This window comes from Halanaerobium hydrogeniformans (assembly GCF_000166415.1).
GTDB lineage: Bacteria > Bacillota > Halanaerobiia > Halanaerobiales > Halanaerobiaceae > Halanaerobium > Halanaerobium hydrogeniformans.
On sequence record NC_014654.1, the window covers coordinates 911114 to 931187 of the forward strand.

The following is a 20074-nucleotide window of genomic DNA, read 5'->3' on the forward strand; positions in this document are numbered from 1 at the left end:
TTAAGTTTCAGCTTTGTTAAATTATTTACCTACTTTATATAAAAAATATTATATAATAAGCTATGGTTGAAAATTAATTTCAAATAAATAACTTAAAAGCAGAAAATGGAGAAATATACTATGAAAAAAGAAATTTTTATTTATGATGGCAGCTACCAGGGTTTATTAACAGCTTTATACACTGCTTTTAAAAGGAAAATAATGCCTGTCAAAATTGTTAAAGCAGCTGATTTTAGAGAAGATCTCTTTTATAAGAAGACAATTATTAAAAGCTCTGAAGAAAAAGCTGCTCTATTAATGGAAAATATAAAAGAACATATTTCTTCAGCAAGTTTAAAAAATGTATTTGCTGCTTATCTCTCTGAAATAGAGTCCATTGAAGATTATATTTTTCGTTACCTTTTTTTGGGTTTTAAAAAAGGGGAAAAAATCGATGAATTTTTAAGCACTACTGCGGTAATCAAGGTACAGGAAGCAGCCAAAAAAGTTAGGAGAGAAAGTCATAGGTTTAAAGGACTAATTCGTTTTCGGGAAGCTCAGGGAAATAAATATTATGGGGCAGTTGAGCCAGACCATGACATCTTGATTTTGCTGGCACCCCATTTTAAAGATAGGTTTTCTATTCAGGATTGGCTTATCCATGATAAAAAAAGAGAAAAAGCCGTTATTTATTCTGCAGAAAGCGGGGAATGGCTTCTAATCGAGCTGGAGGCTGATTTTGAACCACAATATTCAGAACAAGAAGATATGGTCCAGGATTTATGGAAATCATTTTTTTCAGCAGTTAGTATTAAAAACCGTTATAATCCTAAGCTGCAGAGTCAGTTTATGCCTAAAAAATACTGGGGATATTTAGTTGAAAAACCTGGCAGCAGCAGGGATAGCAATAAATGAATATTATAAAATATTATAAATTAGGATGATTTTAAAATGAAAAAGAAGATAATGGCTGTCTTTGGCACCAGGCCGGAGGCTATTAAGATGGCCCCATTATTAAAAAAGTTAGAGAATGAAAAAAATTATGAGCTAACAATCACTGTAACAGCTCAGCACAGAGAAATGCTTGATCAGGTTCTAAATCTTTTCGCCTTAAAAGCAGATTATGATCTGGACATCATGCAGCCAAAACAGACTTTAAATGAACTTACAGCAAGAATAATCAATAAATTGGCTGATGTTTTGAAAAAAGAAAAACCCGATCTATTACTGGTTCATGGAGATACCTCAACAACTTTTGTCAGTGCTTTAGCTGCTTTTTATCAGCAGATCAGTGTAGCTCATGTTGAGGCTGGACTCAGAACACATGTCAAGTATTCACCTTTTCCAGAAGAAATGAACCGTCAACTAACAGGAGTCTTAGCCGATCTTCATTTTGCACCAACCAAAAAGGCAGCAGAAAATTTACTTAGTGAGAATATCGAAAAAGATAAGATTTACATAACAGGAAATACGGTTATTGATGCTCTTTTTTCTGTGGTCGATAAAAATTATAGCTTTCAGAATCCAGTATTAAAAGAAATTGACTTTGAGAAAAAGGATGTGCTGCTCCTTACTGCCCACCGCCGTGAGAATTTAGGGGAACCGATGGAAAATATTTTTAGGGCTGTCAGAGATCTAACAGCAGAGCTCCCTGATTTAGAGGTGGTATTTCCTGTTCATCTCAATCCTTTAATCAGAGAATTGAGCAAAAAAATGCTGGGCGATAATTCTCAGATTCATCTGATAGAGCCACTTGATTATCTGCCTTTTGTAAATTTAATGGCCCGTTCTAAAATAATTTTAACAGATTCTGGAGGTATTCAGGAAGAAGCTCCCTCTTTGGCTAAACCTGTTTTGGTTTTAAGAGATACTACCGAAAGGCCAGAAGCACTTGAGGCTGGAACTGTAATCAAGGTAGGTACTGAATATCAGGCTATTTATCAGCAGAGCCTTAAATTATTAAAAGATGAGGCTGAATATAAAAGAAGGGCTGCTGCAGTTAATCCTTATGGGGATGGAAAAGCTTCTGAAAGGATCATTAAAGCCTTAGATTATTATTTTGCTTTCAGCCAAGAAAGAGCAGCTGATTTTAAGGGTTAATTCTTTTCTTATCTCTTTGCTATCCAAACGAACTAAAAAAAATGGATTTAATAGGAAGGATTTAGAGAAGGCTTATGGAATAAATTATATTAGCAAGAATAATTATTAAGAAAATTTATTAATTAGAAGTTGAGAAGAGGAGGTAATAAGATTGGATTTTAATATTGTAATTGCTGGAGAAGCAGGACAGGGTTTAAAAACCGTAGAATCACTTTTAACAAAAACTTTTTCCAGGCACGGATATTACTTATTCAGCACCAAAGATTATATGTCAAGAATCAGAGGTGGCCATAACTTTATGCAGGTCAGAATAAGTGATGAAAAGGTTGAAGGTCCAGCAGAAGGAATAGATTTGCTGGTCGCATTAAATGAAGAAAGCGTTGAGGTTCATCGGGATGAGATGAGTGAGCGAGGAGTCATTTTAACTTCACTTGAATCCGATTCTGATCAGGTTGTGACTATTGATGCAAAAGCAATCGCAAAAGATGTAAACCCCAGAGCAGCAAACACGGTGTTTGTAGGTGCTGCTTTTAAAATTATGGGACTTCCTACAAAAGAGGCAAAAACTGCTTTAAAAGAACATTTTGCCAAAAAAGAATCTGTAATCGAAGATAATCTCACCTTATTAGATCAGGGCTATGAAACAGTAAACGAGGTTTTTGAGCTTGAAGATTTAGGTGCTAAAGAAGGTAGAATGATTATTGATGGTAATAGTGCAGTTGGTCTTGGAGCAGCTTTAGCCGGGCTGAGCTTTTATGCGGCTTATCCGATGTCACCATCTACAGGTATTTTAACTTATCTGGCTGGAAAACAGGAAGAGCTGGGGATAGTTGTAGAACAGGCAGAAGACGAAATTGCCGCGATCAATATGGCCCTGGGTGGCACATACAGTGGTATGCGTTCAATGACTGGTACCTCAGGTGGAGGTTTAGCACTGATGGCTGAAGGGGTTGGACTGGCCGGTATTACAGAAACACCAATTGTAATTGCAGATGTACAGAGACCAGGGCCAGCAACAGGCCTACCGACAAGAACAGGACAGGGCGACCTATTATTTGCAATAAATATTGCCCAGGACGAGTTTCCTTTAATGGTTATTGCTCCTAAGGATCAGGAAGACGCAGTTTACCAGACCTTTAGAGCCTTTAACCTGGCTGATAAATATCAGATTCCAGTAATTATTTTATCTGATCAATTTATCGGTGATTCTTCTAAAACTATCAGTGAAATAGATACTAGTGGATTAGAGATCAATAGATATCTTATGGATGAAACAGAAGTTGAAGGAGAATATAAGCGCTATAAATATACTGAAGATGGTATCTCACCACGAGCTTATCCAGGTCAGTTAAAAGATCAGATTGTTTTACTAGACAGTGATGAGCATGACGAATTTGCTCATATAGTTGAAGATGGTGAAACAAGAAATAAGATGGTTGAAAAACGGGCCAGAAAAATGGAAAAACTAAAAGAAGAAGATCTCTTAGATGCAGAATATTTTGGTCCTGAAGATCCTGAATATATAATAGTTAATTGGGGTTCTACAGCTGGTCCAACTAAAGAAGCAAGAAAATTACTTGCTGATGAATTTAAGGTAGGGCAGCTTTGCTTTAATGATGTCTGGCCATTACCGGAGAAAATGATAAAAGAAAAAGCAGCTGAAGCTGAATTAGTGATTGTAGAGAATAATAGTACAGCTCAATTTGCAAAACTGCTGAGATCTGAGACCGGTATTAAGGCTGATTATAATATTTTAAAATATGATGGTAGACCATTTTCCGGCAGCGAATTAGCGAGAAGATTTAAAGAAGAGGTGAGCAAATAATGACTGATATAAATACTTATGAAGCAGATAGAGAAACTGCCTGGTGTCCAGGCTGTGGTAACTTTCCTCTCAGAACCGCTCTAGCAGAATCTCTGGCTGAAATGGATTTAAAGCCAGAAGAGATTACTATGTATACTGGAATCGGCCAGGCTGCAAAAATGCCTCATTATATAAAAGTTAATGGTTTTAACGGTCTTCATGGGCGTTCATTACCACCTGCAGTGGCTATGAAGGTTGCAAATCCAGAAATGACTGTAATAGTAGAATCTGGTGATGGCTGTAGTTATGGTGAAGGTGGTAATCATATACTCCATAATATCAGACGAAATCTTGATATTATTCACCTTGTTCATGATAATCAGATTTATGGACTTACCAAAGGCCAGGCCTCTCCAACCAGTGGGCCAGAAATTAAAACCGGAGTTCAGACCCATGGAGTTAATGCAGAACCTTTTAATCCAGTTCGCTTTGCAGTTGGTATGAAAGCCAGCTTTGTGGCCCGGAGTACAGTAGGGGATAGGGAGCACCTTAAAGAAATGATTAAAGCAGCTAAAGCTCATAAAGGCTATGCTTTAATAGATATTTTTCAACCCTGTGTATCTTTTAACAAGATTAATACCTATCAGTGGTACAATAAGCGGGTCTATAAATTAGAAGACCATGATCCCGGTGATTATGAGGCAGCTGTTAAGTTGGCAGATGAGTTTGGAGATAAGATTCCTATCGGGATCATCTATCAGGAAGAAAAACCAAGCTTTAGGGATAGAATTCCTTATCTTAAAGATAAAGCACTGGTTGATAGAAGACCCAAGGTTGAAGAATTGAAGTTTTTAATTGACGAGTTTAAATAAATTCAAGCTGATAATATTTACTATTTGACTTGATTGCTCAAAATCAAAGGAGGCCAAAAAATGGATATTTATGAATTTGCGATTAATTTTGAACAGGAAAATCGAGCTTTTTACGAGGAATTTGCTGAAAAGTGCAGCCATACTTCACTAAAAAGTGTATTTTTAAATCTTGCTGATGAAGAACGCAAACATGAAAATATAATCAGACAAATGCGTGATAACAAAGAACTTGATTCAGTAGAATCAGATATTTTACCAAAAGCTAAAGAGGCATTTGAAGCGATTTCTAAAGATCTGCCTGAAAACGAAATTTTCGACACTGAACAGGTAGATGTGTATCGGAAAGCAATTGCTGTTGAAGAAAAAAGTATCGAGTTTTATACTGAGCAGGCAGAAAAAGCAACAGATCCTGAAACAAAAGCAGCTTTTGAACGTCTGGCAGAAGAAGAAAAGAAACACGAAAAGATCATGAGAAATATAACTGAAATGGTTAATCGTCCAAATACCTGGTTAGAAGATGCAGAATGGTATCATCTGGATGAATATTAATAATCTCAGTTTAAATATGTTATAATAATATATAAACAAGCAAAACACCTGTATCTGGTTAAAAATTTATCAATTTTCTGGATATAGGTGTTTTTTGTGATATATATCATAGAAGAAGTAATTTAAAAGGATATAATTATACTTGAGTTAAATGCTTATATTTATTTTTAATTATCATGCTGTTGTTTAAAAAAGAAATAATATCAGCAGTTTTATTTATTAAAAAGAGGAGGAATAATTATGTCCATGTTTTGTTATCAGTGTCAGGAGACAGCTAAAAACGAGGGCTGTACAGTTCGAGGTGTCTGTGGAAAAGATGCAGATGTAGCTAATCTTCAGGATCTATTGATATTTGTTTTAAAAGGTGTTTCAGTTTATGCAGAAAAGGCAAAAGAAGAAGGGATAGATCTTTCAGCAAAAACAGCACCATTTATCATGGAGGGTTTATTTGCAACGATTACCAATGCTAACTTTGATGCCAAGCGCTTTGAAGATTTAATTGTTGAGGCTTTTTCCTTAAGAGATGAAGTAAAAGCAGAGTTTGAAAAGGCTTATCAAAAAAATCATGGTGAAGAATTTGATGGTGAACTACCTGAACATGCTGTCTGGACAGCAGAAGAAGTTGATGAATATTACACTAAAGGTGAAGGTGTAGGAGTTCTAGAAACAGATGATGTTGATCTAAGATCTTTAAGAGAGCTTGCTACCTATGGTCTAAAAGGTATTGCAGCTTATGGAGATCATGCCAGAGTATTAGGAAAACATAAGGAAGAAATTGATAGATTCACTCAAAAAGTACTTGCTGCAACTACAGATGATAGCTTAAGTGTTGATGAACTGGTAGGTCTGGTTATGGAAACAGGTGAAAAGGCCGTAGAAACAATGGCTCTACTTGATGAGGCTAATACTTCTACCTATGGTCACCCTGAGCCTACAGAGGTTAATATCGGTGTAAATGATAATCCTGGTATTTTAATCAGTGGTCATGATCTAAAAGATATGGAAGAATTATTAGAGCAGACAGAAGGTACTGGAGTAGATGTTTATACTCACAGTGAAATGCTGCCGGCTAATTCCTATCCAGCTTTCAAAAAATATGATCACTTTGTAGGTAACTATGGTAATTCATGGTGGAAACAGGATAAAGAATTCGAGCAGTTTAATGGTCCGATTTTGATGACTACTAACTGTATAACACCGGTTAAAGATTCTTACAAAGACAGAATCTTTACTACAGGTATGGCGGGTTATCCGGGTGTAACTCATATTCCTGATCGTGAAGAAGGTGGAAGTAAGGACTTTTCTGAAATAATCGAATTAGCTAAAACATGTGATTCTCCAGTTCAGCTTGAAGAAGGTACAATTCCAGGTGGTTATGCTCGTAATACGGTAATGAGTGTTGCCGATAAAGTTATCGAAGCTGTAGAAAATGGAGATATCAGCCGTTTTGTTGTGATGGGTGGTTGTGATGGCCGCTTTAAATCCAGAGATTATTTTACAGATGTAGCTAAAGAACTACCAGAGGATGCTGTAATCTTAACTGCTGGTTGTGCAAAATACCGCTATAACAAATTAGATTTAGGAGATATTGGTGGAATTCCTAGAGTTCTAGATGCAGGTCAGTGTAATGACTCTTATTCCTTAGCTTATATTGCCTTACAGCTTAAAGAAGCTTTAGACCTTGATGATATAAATGAACTACCTATTTCTTATGATATCGCCTGGTATGAGCAAAAAGCTGTAGCAGTATTACTTGCTCTGCTTTCACTGGGGGTTAAAGGAATCCGCTTAGGACCCACCTTACCAGCCTTTGTTTCAGAAAATGTATTAAATGTACTGGTTGATAAATTTGATATCAAGCCAACTACTGATGCAGAATCTGATGTTGCTGCTATTATGGCAGGAGAGTAATTTAAAAATAGATATTTAAAACAGCTAATTGTATACCCTTAGATAAGTAGAGACCTGCCGTGATGGCAGGTCTTTCACAATGTCTAGGTTTTTTAGATTTCTTCTTTGTTTTCTAAGGCTAAAAGGGCAGGTTCTTTTAATTTTTGTTTATTTTTATTTAAAAATTGCTGATAATCATTATCTTCTTTACCCAGTTCTTTATAGGCCTGTAATAAATAATATTTGAGCCAGTTGTCATCACTAGCCTGAAATATTTGCCGGAGAAGTTGAGAAAAGTCTGCAGCTTTAAACCCAAAATCTCTTAGAATTTCCAGAATAAAATAGAGGCTATGATTATTATTAATTATTGCAGAGCTCTTTTTTAAAATATTTTTTAAAGGGATCAAGAGCAGCTCATCCTGGTATGAGCCTATTATCTGAGCTGTAAGTTCCTGCTTTTTATAATCTTTATTAAGCAGATAATAGATAAGCTCAGCTGTGAGAACTGCTCTATCAGTATAATTTCTTTCTGTTTTATTTAATTCTTCTCCTATAAAATAGGCTTTCAATTTATTTTTCTTTAAGCTTTTTATGATTTCTTCAAGTGGAACTTTATTTAATCTGGCCAGGATCTTGAGCTTGATTTTATCTTTTTTTGGATTAATACCTCTACTTAGCTTTTTAAAAATTATTTCTTCTGAGTGTTTAGCAGAACTGTTAAGTAATAAAACGATTCGCTTGATTATCTCTTCCTGCTTTTTTTCACCCAGATAATAGCTCAAAAATAAGAGGAAGTTCAGGTTTTTAGTGTTTTTGAAATAATATAAAGCTAATATATTAACTAACTGTGATAATATGATTAACATAAAAATTGTAAATAATATTATTCTAAAGCCTAATTCCCTGTAAAGGATTATTAAAAAGGGTTGGGCTAAAATAATAATTACTGCTAAAGCTGTAAAGATAAAAAGAGAAACAAAGGAAAACTTTTTCCAGAGTATAATTAAGCTGGTTAGAGAAAATATGAATAAAGCAGTATAAGTGATTAGAGTTAAATAAAAATAAAAAGGGCTGCCTTCTCTTAATGCTCTGTTAGAATTTATAGCACCTGCACCCAGTTTGGAATTTTGATATAATTCATCTTCGATAGGAGAAGCGGTTGTTTTAACGATTTCCAGGGCTTCAAATGGGTTTAGCTCATTATTATAAGCCAGCATTTTTGAGATTAAAGCTGTAAGTTGAGGAGCTGCAAAAGAGCTTCCCCTGCTGACTATAGTTCTACTTAAGTTAAGTGAAGGGAGATAAAGATACTGGTTAACTGCTAAAACACCAGGTGCAGAAATATCTATATATTCTCCATAATTAGATGCTGCCATCTTTTTGCTATTTTCAAGGGCTGCTACTGCAATAGTTTCTTCAAAACCGGCCGGATATATTTTTACCTCACTATTATTATTGCCTGCAGCAGCGATGATAAGCAGGTTAGGGCTGCTCATTTTTTCTATTATTTCTGCCTGTGAATCTTTTTCAGAAAAACCAAGGCTTATATTGACCAATATATTCTTGTCAGGATTATTTTCAGAATAACTTTTTACTTCTTCTAAAGCCTCTAGATATTTATCCTGATCAATCTGTCCAAAAACATTTTCTACGGCTAATGCTTTTATTTGAACCTTCGATCTATTCCGAATTATGGCCGCTATTTTACTTCCATGAGAGCTGTCTGCTGTTATTTTTGCCAGGGGAGATTGTAAATAGGCCTGATCTATTTGAGAATCAATTATAAAGATAATAGTATCAGCATTTTGTGGAATTTCTTCAGAAATATGAAAAGCAATTAAAAATATTAATAAAGCTATTAAAGCAATAAAGAAATATTTTTTGATCCTCAGCCCCTCCCTTCTAAAAAAGTTTTGTTCTATTTAAATAATATTATATCACAGCTGGGGGAATTAAATTAAATTAAAGTTAATATATGTTTGTGAATTCTTGCACGTTTATTAATGCAGTGATATAATTAAAAGAAATTGTTGAGCTTTCATTGAAGCTAATCCAATAGTTAAGGCCATTAAAATTGAAAGAAAATATTATTATATAAAAGGATGATTTTATGCAGTCTACACCAAAAGGGAATAGACCTCACATTGCGGTTTTTGGCAGAAGAAATGCCGGTAAATCTAGTTTGATTAACAGCCTCTGCAATCAAAAGCTGGCCCTGGTATCAGAAGTTCCTGGTACTACAACAGATCCAGTCTATAAAGCTATGGAATTACTACCATTAGGACCGGTGATGATGATCGATACTGCTGGAATAGATGATAGTGGAGACCTGGGAGAGATGCGGGTTAAAAAAAGTTATGAAATAATTCGAAAAACCGATCTGGCAGTGCTGGTAATCGATAACCAGGTTGAGTTTGGTAAATATGAGCAAAAACTGCTGGATAACTTTAATAAAACAAATACGCCAGTGGTAGCTGTAATTAATAAAATTGATTTAGCTTTTGATAAAACCGAGGTAGTTGATAAGCTGCAAAGAGAATATGATCTTAAGCCGATTTTGCTTAGTGCAGAAAGTGGTCAGGGTATCGAAGAATTAAGAGATAAAATAGCAGAAAAAATGCCCCAGGATACTGAAGAAGCTTTTATAGTTGGAGATATCGTTAATCCTGGTCAAACGGTGGTTTTAGTTACTCCTATTGATACTGCTGCACCCAGGGGAAGATTAATTTTACCCCAGGTACAGACGATAAGAGATATACTTGATCATGATGGGATTTCAATTATCTGTAAAGAAACAGAGCTTAAAGCTTCGCTGGCTGCTTTAAAGGAAAAACCTAAATTAGTTATAACTGATTCTCAGGCTTTTATGAAAGTTGCTGCTGATCTAGATGAAGATATTTTACTGACAGGATTTTCTATTCTTTTTGCCCGTTATAAAGGTGATTTAGAGATCTTTTTAAGAGGTGCAAAAAAATTAGCAGAATTAAAAGCAGATGATAAGGTATTAATAGCTGAAGCCTGTACTCACCGCAGACAGGCTGATGATATCGGCACTGTTAAACTGCCCCGCTGGCTGCGTTCTAAAGTGGGATCTTCATTAGAATTTGAGCATGTTTCGGGAAGAGAGTATCCAGAGAATTTAAGTGATTATGATTTAGTCCTTCACTGTGGCAGCTGTATGCTGAACAGAAAAGAAGTTTTGTCAAGGTTGAGAGAGGCAGAAGAAGCAGGTGTAGCTGTTATTAATTATGGAATGGCCATTGCTCAATTACATGGAATACTTGATAGAGCTTTAAAGCCTTTTCCAGCAGCTTATCGGCTCTGGCAGCAGCAAAAATAATATTTTAGGGGGCCTGCTTTTTAATAATCGCAGGCCTTTTAATAATGTAAATATAAGTAAAATTATATTTCAAATTTTAAGCAGGATTTAAAAAATCTATAGAGAAATAATTTAATAGTGTGAAAATTAATAATATTTATTAAAGGAGATGGGTTATGCTTGAAATAATTGATCTGGTAAAAAAATATGATTCTGGTCCATTGGCTTTAGATGGAGTTAATTTAGAAATTGAAGATGGTGATATCATAGCATTGATTGGCCCGTCAGGAGCAGGCAAAAGTACCCTTGTTAGATGTATAAACAGACTTGTCGAACCTACTTCTGGCAAGATACTGCTCAATGGGGTTGATATTAGCTCATTAAATAAAAAAGAATTGCGTGATGCAAGAAAAAATATCGGGATGATTTTTCAGGAATATGCACTTGTAGAGCGCTTAAGTGTAATGGAAAATGTTTTATCAGGCAGACTTGCTTCTGTGAACTTTTGGCAGAGTCTGCGCCGTAAATTTCCGCAAAAATACATAAGTGAAGCTCTATCTTTGTTGGACAGGGTTGGTTTAGGTGATTATATTGATACCAGAGCAGATCAGCTTTCTGGTGGTCAGAGACAGCGGGTTGGTATTGCCAGAGCATTACTGCAGAAACCGGATTTACTGCTGCTTGATGAACCGACAGCCAGTCTTGATCCTAAAACAGCCAGGCAGATAATGCGCCTGGTAGTGGATTTAGTTCAGGAAAAAAATATTTCTGCGATTATTAATATTCATGAGGTTAAACTAGCTGAATTATTTACCAAAAGGATTGTGGGCTTAAGAGAGGGTAAAATTGTTTATGATGAGGAAGCGGCTAAATTGGATACTGATGCCTTAACCCTCATTTATGGGGAAGAAGACTGGGATTCTGAGGGCCCTGCAGAAGATGAAGGTGAGTGATATGAGATGAACACAGAAAATCAAGCAGTTGAAGAACGAAGCTGGTCAAAACCGAAACTTATTAATTCAGCATTTTTAAGATGGACAATTATTTTTCTAATATTTATTTATATTGTTTTTGCAGTTAGATCATTTGAGATCAATGTAGACAGAATTATTAGAGGTCTTGATAGAGCCTGGGAGATGCTTTATGCATTTTTGCAGCCTGATTTTTTGGCCAGACAGAGCCATATTTTTCAGGGAGTTTTAGAAAGCATAACTATGACAGTTGTGGCAACAACCCTTGGTATATTATTTGCAATTCCTGTTACTCTGGGAGCAGCCAAAAACATTTCGCCTCTGCCTGTATATTATGTCTGTAGAGGTATTTTAGTAGTTTTTAGAAGCCTGCATGTAGTTATTTTAGCTATTTTATTTGTTATCATGTTCGGATTTGGTCCTTTTGCAGGAGTTTTAACTATGATAATCAACAGTATGGGTTTTATCGGTAAACTTCTCTCTGAAGATATTGAAAATATTAATGAAGAGACTTTAGAAGCCATCAGAGCTACCGGGGCTTCCTGGCCACAGCTGATTATTTTTGGTGTCTGGCCTCAAATTTCTTCTAGATTTATTGGTTTATCAATTTACAGAGCAGATATGACATTCCGTCAGTCAACAGTTATTGGTCTGGTCGGAGCTGGTGGAATAGGTGCTGTTTTGGATACAGCGATGGGACGTTATGATTTTAATACTGCTGCTGCAATTTTAATAGTTATTATAATACTTGTACTGATCGGCGAATATGTTTCAAGTGCAATTAGAAGGAGGTTAACCTAATGCCCTGGAAAAATATAGAGAATAAAAGTGAGTGGGTATTTAGAAATCAGAAGGAATCTCTAAAAAGGTTTTTTCTCCTTTTAGCTGGTTTAATAGTATTTTTAATCGCTTCCAAATTTATCTCTGATGCAACGATGTGGCCTTTTGTTATGGATGCCCCTGCTCAGGCGATGGATTTTGTAACCAGGATGTTTCCACCTGATTTAGGATATACAAGGAGAATATTACCTGCCCTCTGGGATACGATTAATTTAGCTGTTTTTGGGACTGTCCTGGCTGCTTTAATATCTGTTCCTATAGCAGTTATGGCAGCACAAAACACAACTCCCCACAGGATAGTAAGGGGAATGGCTCTAACAATTATTGTTACTTCCAGGTCGGTCAATAGTTTAATCTGGGCTTTATTAATAGTTCAGGTTGTAGGTCCGGGTTTGTTTGCCGGGATGCTGGCTATTGCTGTGCGTGGAATTGGTATGATTTCTAAATTATTTTATGAAACTATAGAAGAAATAAATCAAGAGCCGATAGAAGCTATTAAAGCAACTGGTGCTTCTAAAGCTCAGGTCTTTTTATATGGCTATATTCCCCAGTTAATGCCCTCTTTTGTAGGAGTTTCTGTTTACCGCTGGGAAATAAATATCAGAGAATCAACAATAATTGGGATTGTTGGTGGAGGTGGAATCGGCTTTTTATTAAATTCTGCTATCAATAGATTGCGCTGGGATCAGGCGATTATGGTTTTAATTACAATATTAATTACCGTGTTTATTGCCGAATGGGTTTCAGCGAAGGCTAGAGAGGCAGTTGCTTAAATTATTTTATTAAAAAGTGGGGTGATAAAATATTTTTTAAAGCTTAAGTCAAAACAAATAATAACAAGGAGGAGTTAATTAAAATGAGATTTAAAAAAATATTTATAATAATGTTAGTTATGATTTTTGCAGCTTCATTTTTTGCTTTAGCTGCAGTTGAGGCTTCAGAGTTAGATCCTCGCTACACAGATGAAGATGGAGATATGGTAGCCGATCCGCCAGCAGATGAATCAGAATGGCTTGATCCTAATATTATTGTATTTGCCTATTCTCCTGTAGAAGATCCTGCAGTTTATGAAGAGGTATTTGCAGACTTTACCGAACATCTTTCTAATGAGCTGGATCGTCCGGTTCGCTATTTTGGAGTACAGAGTTATGCTGCCCAGGTCGAAGCAATGCGGGCAGGAAGACTTCATGTATCAGGTTTTGCATCAGGAGCAGTTCAGGATGCTGTTAATAAAGCAGGTTTTGTACCTCAGACCGCCATGGGTGATGAAGATGGCATGATAGGTTATCGGATGGCTTTAATTGCCAGACAGGATAGTGATATTGATTCAGTAGAAGATTTAAGAGGTAGAGAAATTCCCTTTGTTTCTGAATCATCAGGTTCAGGCTTTTTTGCTCCTCGAGCTCTTTTATATGAAGAGTTTGATATGCTGCCAGGCAGAGATTATGACTATACCTTCTCTGGATCACATGATAACTCAATTTTAGGAGTTTATCATGAAGATTATATAGCAGCCCCTATTGCTGATGTTGTAGTAGGCAGAATGTATGAAGGTGGTAGAATCGAAGATCCTTCTGGCTGGCTAAAAACTGTTTATGAATCACCTTTATTTCCATCTACTGCTTATGGTGTAACCCATAAATTACATCCAGATTTACAGCAAAGAATCAAAGAGGCATTCCTTAACTTTGACTGGGAAGGTACAATGCTTACCCAGCAGTGGGAAGATGAAGATCGTTTTGTAGAAATAAACTATAAAGAAGACTGGGAAGTTCAGAGAACAATTAGAGCTGGTAGTGAAGCAGTAGCAGAGCTATTAGGTGAATAAATCTAAGTTTATACTCAAACAAAAAGGGCTGTTTAAGCAGTCCTTTTTGTTTTTTCGCTTTTAATTGTTATTTAATTTTCTCAGCTTTAAAATTTCAAATAAGTGAAATCTTGAACATTATTGGATATTCTGTTACAATAAATAGCAATAATTACCTTATTTGATATTAAATTAAATGGATCAGGAGTGTTAATAATGAAAAAAGATACTAAAAATAATTATAGAATTGAATCAGATAGCATAGGTGAAAAAAAGCTTGCAGCTGAATCTTATTTTGGCATCAATACGATCAGAGCCTTTGAAAACTTTTCTATCAGCAGGAAAAAAGTACACCCTGATTTAATAAAGAGTATTGCCATGATAAAATTTGCTGCTGCCCAAACAAATCTTGAGATTGGCCTTTTAGAACAAGAGAAAGCTGAGGCAATAAAAAGTGCAGCTCAAGAAATGATTAATGGTAAATTTGATCATCTTTTTAAATTAGATGCTCTGCAGGGTGGTGCAGGAACTTCAAGCAATATGATGGTTAATGAGATAATCGCAAATAGAGCTTTAGAAATTATGGGTCAGCAAAAGGGGCACTATCAATACCTCCATCCTAATGACGATGTTAATAAGGGGCAATCGACAAATGACGTTTATCCCACAGCTCTAAGAATTGCTGTTTTAAACTTACTTAAAAAATTAACTGATTCAATAGCGAATTTGCAGGAAGCATTACAGAAAAAAGAAAAAGAATTCGCAGGGGTTATAAAGCTGGCCCGGACGCAACTTCAGGATGCAGTACCAATCACTTTAGGTCAAGAATTTTCAGCCTATGCAGAAGCAGTCAATAGAGATAGATGGAGATTATATAAAATAACTGATCGATTAAAAAAGATAAATCTGGGTGGAACTGCTGTTGGAACAGGTCTCAATACCAGCTGGGCATATATCTATAAAATAGCCAAAAACATTAGATCCATAACCGGTCTGAGTCTGGCTCATTCAGAAAACATGATCGATATAACCCAGAACATGGATATTTTTGTTGAAGTCTCAGGTCTATTAAAATCTGCAGCAGTTAATCTTAATAAAATTGCAAATGACCTTAGATTGCTTGCCTCAGGTCCCAGAGGAGGCTTAGCTGAGATAACATTAAGTGAAGTTCAGGCGGGTTCATCAATCATGCCTGGAAAGGTTAACCCGGTAATATGTGAAATGATAAATCAGCTGGTAATAGAGGTTATTTCCAGTGACCAGGCTATAACTTTAGCTGCTAAAGAAGGACAGTTAGAATTAAATGCCTTTGCTCCAATTATAGCTCATCATCTATTAAACATGATTGAGGAAATGACAAAGGGAATTGATATTTTTATAAATAAAACCATCAATGGGATTGAAGCAAATCCTGAGCGCTGTCGTGAACTTTTAGAAGCAAGTTTAGCCCAGTTAACTGCTTTAGTTCCTCATATCGGCTATGAAAATGCGGTTAAAATAGCAAAGAAAATTTTAAAAGGTGATAATAAAAATATTAAAGAATTAATTATTGAGGAGGGACTATTGTCAGAAGATAAATTAGAAGAGCTTTTAACCATAGAAAAAATGACCGGATTATATAACCTGTAAATTAATTGCAGGTATTGAACTTCTAACGTAGAATAAATTATTAAGAATTTATCTAAAACTGCCAAGAAAACTCCATCCAAGCTATGCATTGGGTGGAGATGAATTGGCTATTTATTCTGATTTTCAATATACTTTTTAATTGTCTCAATAGCAGCATCACCAGAAGATACAATAATGATATTGTAGACTATAAACAGAATGATAATTGTTATTTAAGTCTCTATTCATAAAAATAAAACCTCCATTTTTTCTTTTACAAGCAAACATATGTATGATATAATTATAGTAGGATGGAGGTGAAAAATCAATGCGATTATCATTTAAATTCAAGCCTAAATTAAGCCATAAGCAATTAGTAATAATTAATGAATTAGCCTGGCATATTAGTAAACTATATAATACAGTCAATTATGAGGTTAAAAACAATAAAGATATAAAAGCTGTCTATACTGAATTAGAAACTAGATATAAAAATAACTGGCATAATGACTACCTTCACTCCCATAACAGACAGCAGGCATTAAAGCAGTTAGCTCAGGACTGGAAAAGTTTTTTTAATTCTCTCAAAGATTATAAAAAGAATCCTCAAAAATATAAGGGGCAGCCAGGATCACCTAATTTTAAACATATGAACAGTAATCCCTGTGAAATAATTTTTACCAATTTAGCTGTTAGAATTAAAGATAACAAATTACTCTTATCCTTATCTAAAAAGATACAATCTAAATATAATGTGAAAGCTCTTAATTTTGAGCTGCCTGAAGCAGTTCAAAGCATTATAGATTTAGATGCTGGCCAGCAGATAAAGATTAAGCAGGACCGCATTTCTAAAAGATGGTATCTACTAATCATCTATAAGGTCGAGGAAATAAAAGAAAATAATAACCCTAACATAATGGCAATAGATCTAGGTCTTGATAATTTGGCTACTTTAACATTTAAAAACAACTCTGAGTGTTATATTATCAATGGTAAAACTATTAAATCCAAAAATTCTTATTTTAATAAAGAAATTGCCAGACTACAAAGCATTAGAATGAGGCAGTTAGCTACCAGTAAAATTAGAGATACTAAACGAATAAAATATCTGAGATTAAAGAGAAGAAATTATATTAGAGATTATCTCCATAAAGCTAGCTGCAAAATAGTTGATTTAGCAATTGAAAATCAAGTAGAAACTATTGTAATTGGAGATATAAAAAATATTAAAAAATGCAGCAAGCTTAAATCTTTTGTCCAAATACCGATCCAGAGATTAAAAAAATTAATTGAATACAAAGCTAAACTAAAAGGTATCAAAGTTGTTGAAATTGATGAAAGCTATACTTCTGGGTGTAGTTCAGTAGATCTGGAAAAAATAAATAAAAGTAACTATGATAAATCCAGAAGAATTACTAGAGGTCTCTTTAAAACTAACGAGGGTCTATTAATTAATGCTGATCAGAATGGTAGCTTTAATATACTTCGTAAATACCATAACGATAAATGTATTCTCAGACCTATCAAAGAGGCGAGAGATAATGGATTTGTGGACAATCCTTCAAGATTAAGGGTATCCTAAACTATTAGGAGCAAAACTTAAAAGCCAAACATCTTGTAAACTGACCTAGTAATATAGGTTGAACTTTAATCTATATGAAGCAGTTAGAAGCTCCCTCTAAATCTTGGTTTTGATTTAGGTGGAGAGGTTCACTATATTTAAAAAATAGTAATATTATAAGTCAGAGGGAGGAAAAAATGTTTTATAAAAAAATTAGTTCAAAAGGTTTAGCTCATTTTTCGTATTTAATTGGTGATGAAAATGAAGCAGCTGTTATAGATCCCAGGCGAGATATAGATGTTTATCTTAAAGAAGCAGAAAAAGAAGGAACAGAGATTAAATATATCTTCGAAACCCACCGGAATGAAGATTATATTATCGGCTCTCGAGCTTTAGCTTCTGTGACAGGTGCTGAGATTTTTCATGCAGATGGACAATTAGCTTATCAATATGAAAACACTGTAGAGGCCGGAAAAAAATATAAATTGGGTAGATTGAACCTGGAAGCAATGCATACTCCCGGACATACTAAAGGTTCTCATTCTTATATTTTAAATGATTATGATGATCAACCCTGGATGATTTTTACCGGTGATATACTCTTTGCCAATGATGTTGGCAGGATCGATTTTTATGGCGAAGAAAATATTCCCGAAATCGCTGCTCTGCTTTATGATTCACTATATAATAAGATAATGCCACTCGGAGATGGAGTGATTATTTGTCCGGCTCATGGTGCTGGCTCAGTCTGTGGCAGCCAGATAGCAGATCGAGAAATAACTACAATCGGGATCGAGAAAAAGTCAAATCCGTATCTCCAGTATAAGAGTAAAGAAGAATTTGTCAGTGAAGTGGGAGAAATGGAGGAGAAGCCTCAGTATTTTAAAGCAATGGAAGCCGCTAATTTAGAAGCTCCAGCAAGAACAGAGCTTCCTTTTGTTAAGCCCCTAAAGCCAGGAGAATTTGAAGAAAAGGCTGCCCAAAAAGATTATGTTGTGATTGATATTAGAAGTGAAAGTGACTTTGCAAGTGCTCATGTTCCATCTGCTCTATATTTACGGGATAATATTCTGGCCAGTTTTATTGGTTGGTTTATGCCAACTGATAAAAAGATTCTACTGGTTAATGATGGTAGTTATCCAGAAGAAACTATTAGAACCCTTTATAGAATGGGCTATGAAAAGATTGAGGGCTATCTTTACAGAGGAATGTTAAGCTGGAATATGGCAGGGAAAGATAGTAATTCGATTTCTGCAGTTAACATTAGTGAATTTTGTGACTTTGTTAAAGACAAAAATAAAGATGAATATTTGCTGCTGGATATTAGAAAAGAAGAAGAAAAGGAAGAAGAGGGTTATCTTGAAAGTGCAAAAGAGATTCCTCTAAATGACCTTCAGGCAGATCTGAACAATTATCTTGCAGAACTGGAAAACAAAAAAGATATATATGTATTCTGTGGGAGTGGAATTAGATCTATGACTGCAGCCAGTCTTATTAACGCTCATTTAGAAGCAGATGTTAAAGTTGTATTAGGTGGTTTAACTGCCTGGTCAGCATCAAAATGTTTGCTTAAAATTAAAAAGTAGATTTTTACAGAAAAAAATAAATTTAAATAATAATAACTCAAACTTCGCACTTATAAAAGAGTTAAATATCTGCGAAGTTTGAGTTAATTATTTTCAAAGGATTATCCTGAAATCCCCAGTATTACAACCATATATATTACACCTAAAACTACTGAAAACTTAATCCCTTCATTTTTTGCCTCTTCTTTTATTTTTTTGTGATCTTCTTTCTCATTCTTTAATTTCTCCAGCTTTATTTTATACCAGCCTATACCTGTCACAATCATTAATATGGCAAGCGAAATAATTCTAAATAAAGAGTCTTCTATCATCAGTAATCCACCTCCTGAAGTATGTTAAGCTTTGAATTTTTTATCGAGTAAAGGTACAAAGATATTCATTATCAAGACACCAAAAGCCATACCTGCTGGCAGCCAACCCCAGAACCTCATGGCCATTAGAATCAAAGCAATTCCTATCCCGAAAACTATCTGAGCTTTCGGAAAACGGGGAGAAGTCATCGGATCAACTGCATAAAAGAAAGAACCAAGCATTACACTACCTGTGAATATATGAAAAAGAGGATTATGTCCCATTAGCAGGGCGAAAATACCTACGGTAGTAATAAGGCTGACCGGAATTCTCCAGCGGGCATATTTTTTATAAATTATATATATCCCACCAATTAATATTAAAAGAGCAGACATTTCCCCCAGACTTCCAGGAACTAGCCCTAAAAAGGCTTCACCTGTTGAAACCATTTCCCCGCTATCCCAGAAAATACCAAGAGGAGTAGCTGTACTTACCATATCTATCCTCGTCTGCCAGGGAGATAGAGCCGCAGGAAAAGCAAAAATCAAAAATAATCTACCAAGTAAAGCGGGATTAAATAGATTTTTTCCTACTCCACCAAAAAGTTCTTTTCCTACTATTATACCAAAAGCAACTGAAATTGCAGCTGCATAAATTGGAGTACTTGGAGAAAGTGTAAAAGAAAATAATAAGCCTGTAACTACTGCACTTAAATTTTTGATCTTCAGAGGCTGATTGCTTAATTTCTGATAAGCTGCCTCAGCAGTTACAGCACCTAAAATTGAAACCGATATTAATATAAAAGCTGATAAACGATAACTATATAAAGCATATAAAGTTACCGGTATTAAAGCCAATAACATGCCCTTCATCATCTTCATAATTAAATTCCTCCCT

The 20074-nt window shown here is 35.1% G+C and carries 17 protein-coding genes; 14 read left to right on the forward strand and 3 right to left on the reverse strand.

The window, feature by feature from the left end; genetic code table 11:
- Window positions 1-120: 120 nt before the first annotated feature.
- The 6 genes from HALSA_RS04015 (at window position 121) to hcp (ending at window position 7215) form a co-directional block, all read left to right on the forward strand.
- The gene (locus HALSA_RS04015) at window positions 121-894 is read left to right on the forward strand and encodes a TIGR03915 family putative DNA repair protein (RefSeq protein ID WP_013405334.1); all 774 of its coding nucleotides are present in this window, start codon (window positions 121-123) and stop codon (window positions 892-894) included.
- A gap of 36 nt (window positions 895-930) precedes the next feature.
- Entirely contained in the window at window positions 931-2079 is a 1149-nt protein-coding gene (gene wecB, locus HALSA_RS04020; protein WP_013405335.1) for a non-hydrolyzing UDP-N-acetylglucosamine 2-epimerase, read from the forward strand.
- A gap of 151 nt (window positions 2080-2230) precedes the next feature.
- Window positions 2231-3904, forward strand: coding sequence for a 2-oxoacid:acceptor oxidoreductase subunit alpha (locus HALSA_RS04025; RefSeq protein ID WP_013405336.1), 1674 nt, complete (start codon window positions 2231-2233; stop codon window positions 3902-3904).
- On the forward strand, window positions 3904-4755 hold the full coding sequence (locus tag HALSA_RS04030) for a thiamine pyrophosphate-dependent enzyme (protein WP_013405337.1): 852 nt from the start codon (window positions 3904-3906) through the stop codon (window positions 4753-4755). The genes HALSA_RS04025 and HALSA_RS04030 overlap by 1 nt, the downstream gene beginning before the upstream one ends.
- A gap of 60 nt (window positions 4756-4815) precedes the next feature.
- Entirely contained in the window at window positions 4816-5304 is a 489-nt protein-coding gene (locus tag HALSA_RS04035) for a ferritin family protein (RefSeq protein ID WP_013405338.1), read from the forward strand.
- Window positions 5305-5550: 246 nt separating this feature from the next.
- The gene (gene hcp, locus HALSA_RS04040) at window positions 5551-7215 is read left to right on the forward strand and encodes a hydroxylamine reductase (RefSeq protein WP_187323469.1); all 1665 of its coding nucleotides are present in this window, start codon (window positions 5551-5553) and stop codon (window positions 7213-7215) included.
- 92 nt (window positions 7216-7307) lie between these two features.
- Here the strand turns inward: hcp and HALSA_RS04045 are convergent, their stop codons facing one another.
- The gene (locus tag HALSA_RS04045; protein WP_083789302.1) at window positions 7308-9116 is read right to left on the reverse strand and encodes a S8 family serine peptidase; all 1809 of its coding nucleotides are present in this window, start codon (window positions 9114-9116) and stop codon (window positions 7308-7310) included.
- Between the two features lie 188 nt (window positions 9117-9304).
- On the opposite strand from HALSA_RS04045, the gene hydF reads away from it, so the two are divergent.
- The 8 genes from hydF to HALSA_RS04085 all read left to right on the forward strand — a co-directional run bounded on the left by hydF (window position 9305) and on the right by HALSA_RS04085 (window position 18886).
- Window positions 9305-10534, forward strand: a complete 1230-nt coding sequence (gene hydF / locus HALSA_RS04050; RefSeq protein ID WP_013405341.1) for a [FeFe] hydrogenase H-cluster maturation GTPase HydF — start codon at window positions 9305-9307, stop codon at window positions 10532-10534.
- Between the two features lie 155 nt (window positions 10535-10689).
- Window positions 10690-11466 (forward strand): phosphonate ABC transporter ATP-binding protein, encoded by a 777-nt coding sequence (phnC, locus tag HALSA_RS04055; protein WP_013405342.1) that lies wholly within the window; start codon window positions 10690-10692, stop codon window positions 11464-11466.
- A gap of 6 nt (window positions 11467-11472) precedes the next feature.
- Window positions 11473-12285 (forward strand): phosphonate ABC transporter, permease protein PhnE, encoded by an 813-nt coding sequence (gene phnE, locus HALSA_RS04060; protein WP_013405343.1) that lies wholly within the window; start codon window positions 11473-11475, stop codon window positions 12283-12285.
- Window positions 12285-13097: a phosphonate ABC transporter, permease protein PhnE gene (gene phnE, locus HALSA_RS04065; protein WP_013405344.1), complete on the forward strand. Its 813-nt coding sequence runs from the start codon at window positions 12285-12287 to the stop codon at window positions 13095-13097. Before phnE (HALSA_RS04060) ends, phnE (HALSA_RS04065) begins: the two co-directional genes overlap by 1 nt.
- 83 nt (window positions 13098-13180) lie before the next feature.
- Window positions 13181-14152, forward strand: a complete 972-nt coding sequence (gene phnD / locus HALSA_RS04070) for a phosphate/phosphite/phosphonate ABC transporter substrate-binding protein (RefSeq protein ID WP_013405345.1) — start codon at window positions 13181-13183, stop codon at window positions 14150-14152.
- Between the two features lie 195 nt (window positions 14153-14347).
- Window positions 14348-15760, forward strand: a complete 1413-nt coding sequence (locus HALSA_RS04075; RefSeq protein ID WP_013405346.1) for an aspartate ammonia-lyase — start codon at window positions 14348-14350, stop codon at window positions 15758-15760.
- A 307-nt stretch (window positions 15761-16067) separates the two neighbouring features.
- Window positions 16068-17321, forward strand: a complete 1254-nt coding sequence (locus HALSA_RS04080) for an RNA-guided endonuclease InsQ/TnpB family protein (RefSeq protein ID WP_013405347.1) — start codon at window positions 16068-16070, stop codon at window positions 17319-17321.
- A 176-nt stretch (window positions 17322-17497) separates the two neighbouring features.
- Complete coding sequence (locus HALSA_RS04085) at window positions 17498-18886, forward strand: MBL fold metallo-hydrolase (protein ID WP_013405348.1); 1389 nt, start codon at window positions 17498-17500, stop codon at window positions 18884-18886.
- A gap of 101 nt (window positions 18887-18987) precedes the next feature.
- Here the strand turns inward: HALSA_RS04085 and HALSA_RS04090 are convergent, their stop codons facing one another.
- Complete coding sequence (locus tag HALSA_RS04090; protein WP_013405349.1) at window positions 18988-19197, reverse strand: hypothetical protein; 210 nt, start codon at window positions 19195-19197, stop codon at window positions 18988-18990.
- Between the two features lie 24 nt (window positions 19198-19221).
- Entirely contained in the window at window positions 19222-20058 is an 837-nt protein-coding gene (locus HALSA_RS04095) for an RnfABCDGE type electron transport complex subunit D (protein ID WP_013405350.1), read from the reverse strand.
- Window positions 20059-20074: the final 16 nt, after the last annotated feature.

Excerpts from the sequence above, each read along its gene's own strand:
- HALSA_RS04015 (WP_013405334.1), top strand. The coding sequence starts at position 121 with ATGAAAAAAGAAATTTTTATTTATGATGGCAGCTACCAGGGTTTATTA.
- wecB (WP_013405335.1), top strand. The coding sequence starts at position 931 with ATGAAAAAGAAGATAATGGCTGTCTTTGGCACCAGGCCGGAGGCTATT.
- HALSA_RS04030 (WP_013405337.1), top strand. The coding sequence starts at position 3,904 with ATGACTGATATAAATACTTATGAAGCAGATAGAGAAACTGCCTGGTGT.
- HALSA_RS04035 (WP_013405338.1), top strand. The coding sequence starts at position 4,816 with ATGGATATTTATGAATTTGCGATTAATTTTGAACAGGAAAATCGAGCT.
- hcp (WP_187323469.1), top strand. The coding sequence starts at position 5,551 with ATGTTTTGTTATCAGTGTCAGGAGACAGCTAAAAACGAGGGCTGTACA.
- hydF (WP_013405341.1), top strand. The coding sequence starts at position 9,305 with ATGCAGTCTACACCAAAAGGGAATAGACCTCACATTGCGGTTTTTGGC.
- phnC (WP_013405342.1), top strand. The coding sequence starts at position 10,690 with ATGCTTGAAATAATTGATCTGGTAAAAAAATATGATTCTGGTCCATTG.
- phnE (WP_013405343.1), top strand. The coding sequence starts at position 11,473 with ATGAACACAGAAAATCAAGCAGTTGAAGAACGAAGCTGGTCAAAACCG.
- phnE (WP_013405344.1), top strand. The coding sequence starts at position 12,285 with ATGCCCTGGAAAAATATAGAGAATAAAAGTGAGTGGGTATTTAGAAAT.
- phnD (WP_013405345.1), top strand. The coding sequence starts at position 13,181 with ATGAGATTTAAAAAAATATTTATAATAATGTTAGTTATGATTTTTGCA.
- HALSA_RS04075 (WP_013405346.1), top strand. The coding sequence starts at position 14,348 with ATGAAAAAAGATACTAAAAATAATTATAGAATTGAATCAGATAGCATA.
- HALSA_RS04080 (WP_013405347.1), top strand. The coding sequence starts at position 16,068 with ATGCGATTATCATTTAAATTCAAGCCTAAATTAAGCCATAAGCAATTA.
- HALSA_RS04085 (WP_013405348.1), top strand. The coding sequence starts at position 17,498 with ATGTTTTATAAAAAAATTAGTTCAAAAGGTTTAGCTCATTTTTCGTAT.
- HALSA_RS04090 (WP_013405349.1), bottom strand. The coding sequence starts at position 19,197 with ATGATAGAAGACTCTTTATTTAGAATTATTTCGCTTGCCATATTAATG.
- HALSA_RS04095 (WP_013405350.1), bottom strand. The coding sequence starts at position 20,058 with ATGAAGATGATGAAGGGCATGTTATTGGCTTTAATACCGGTAACTTTA.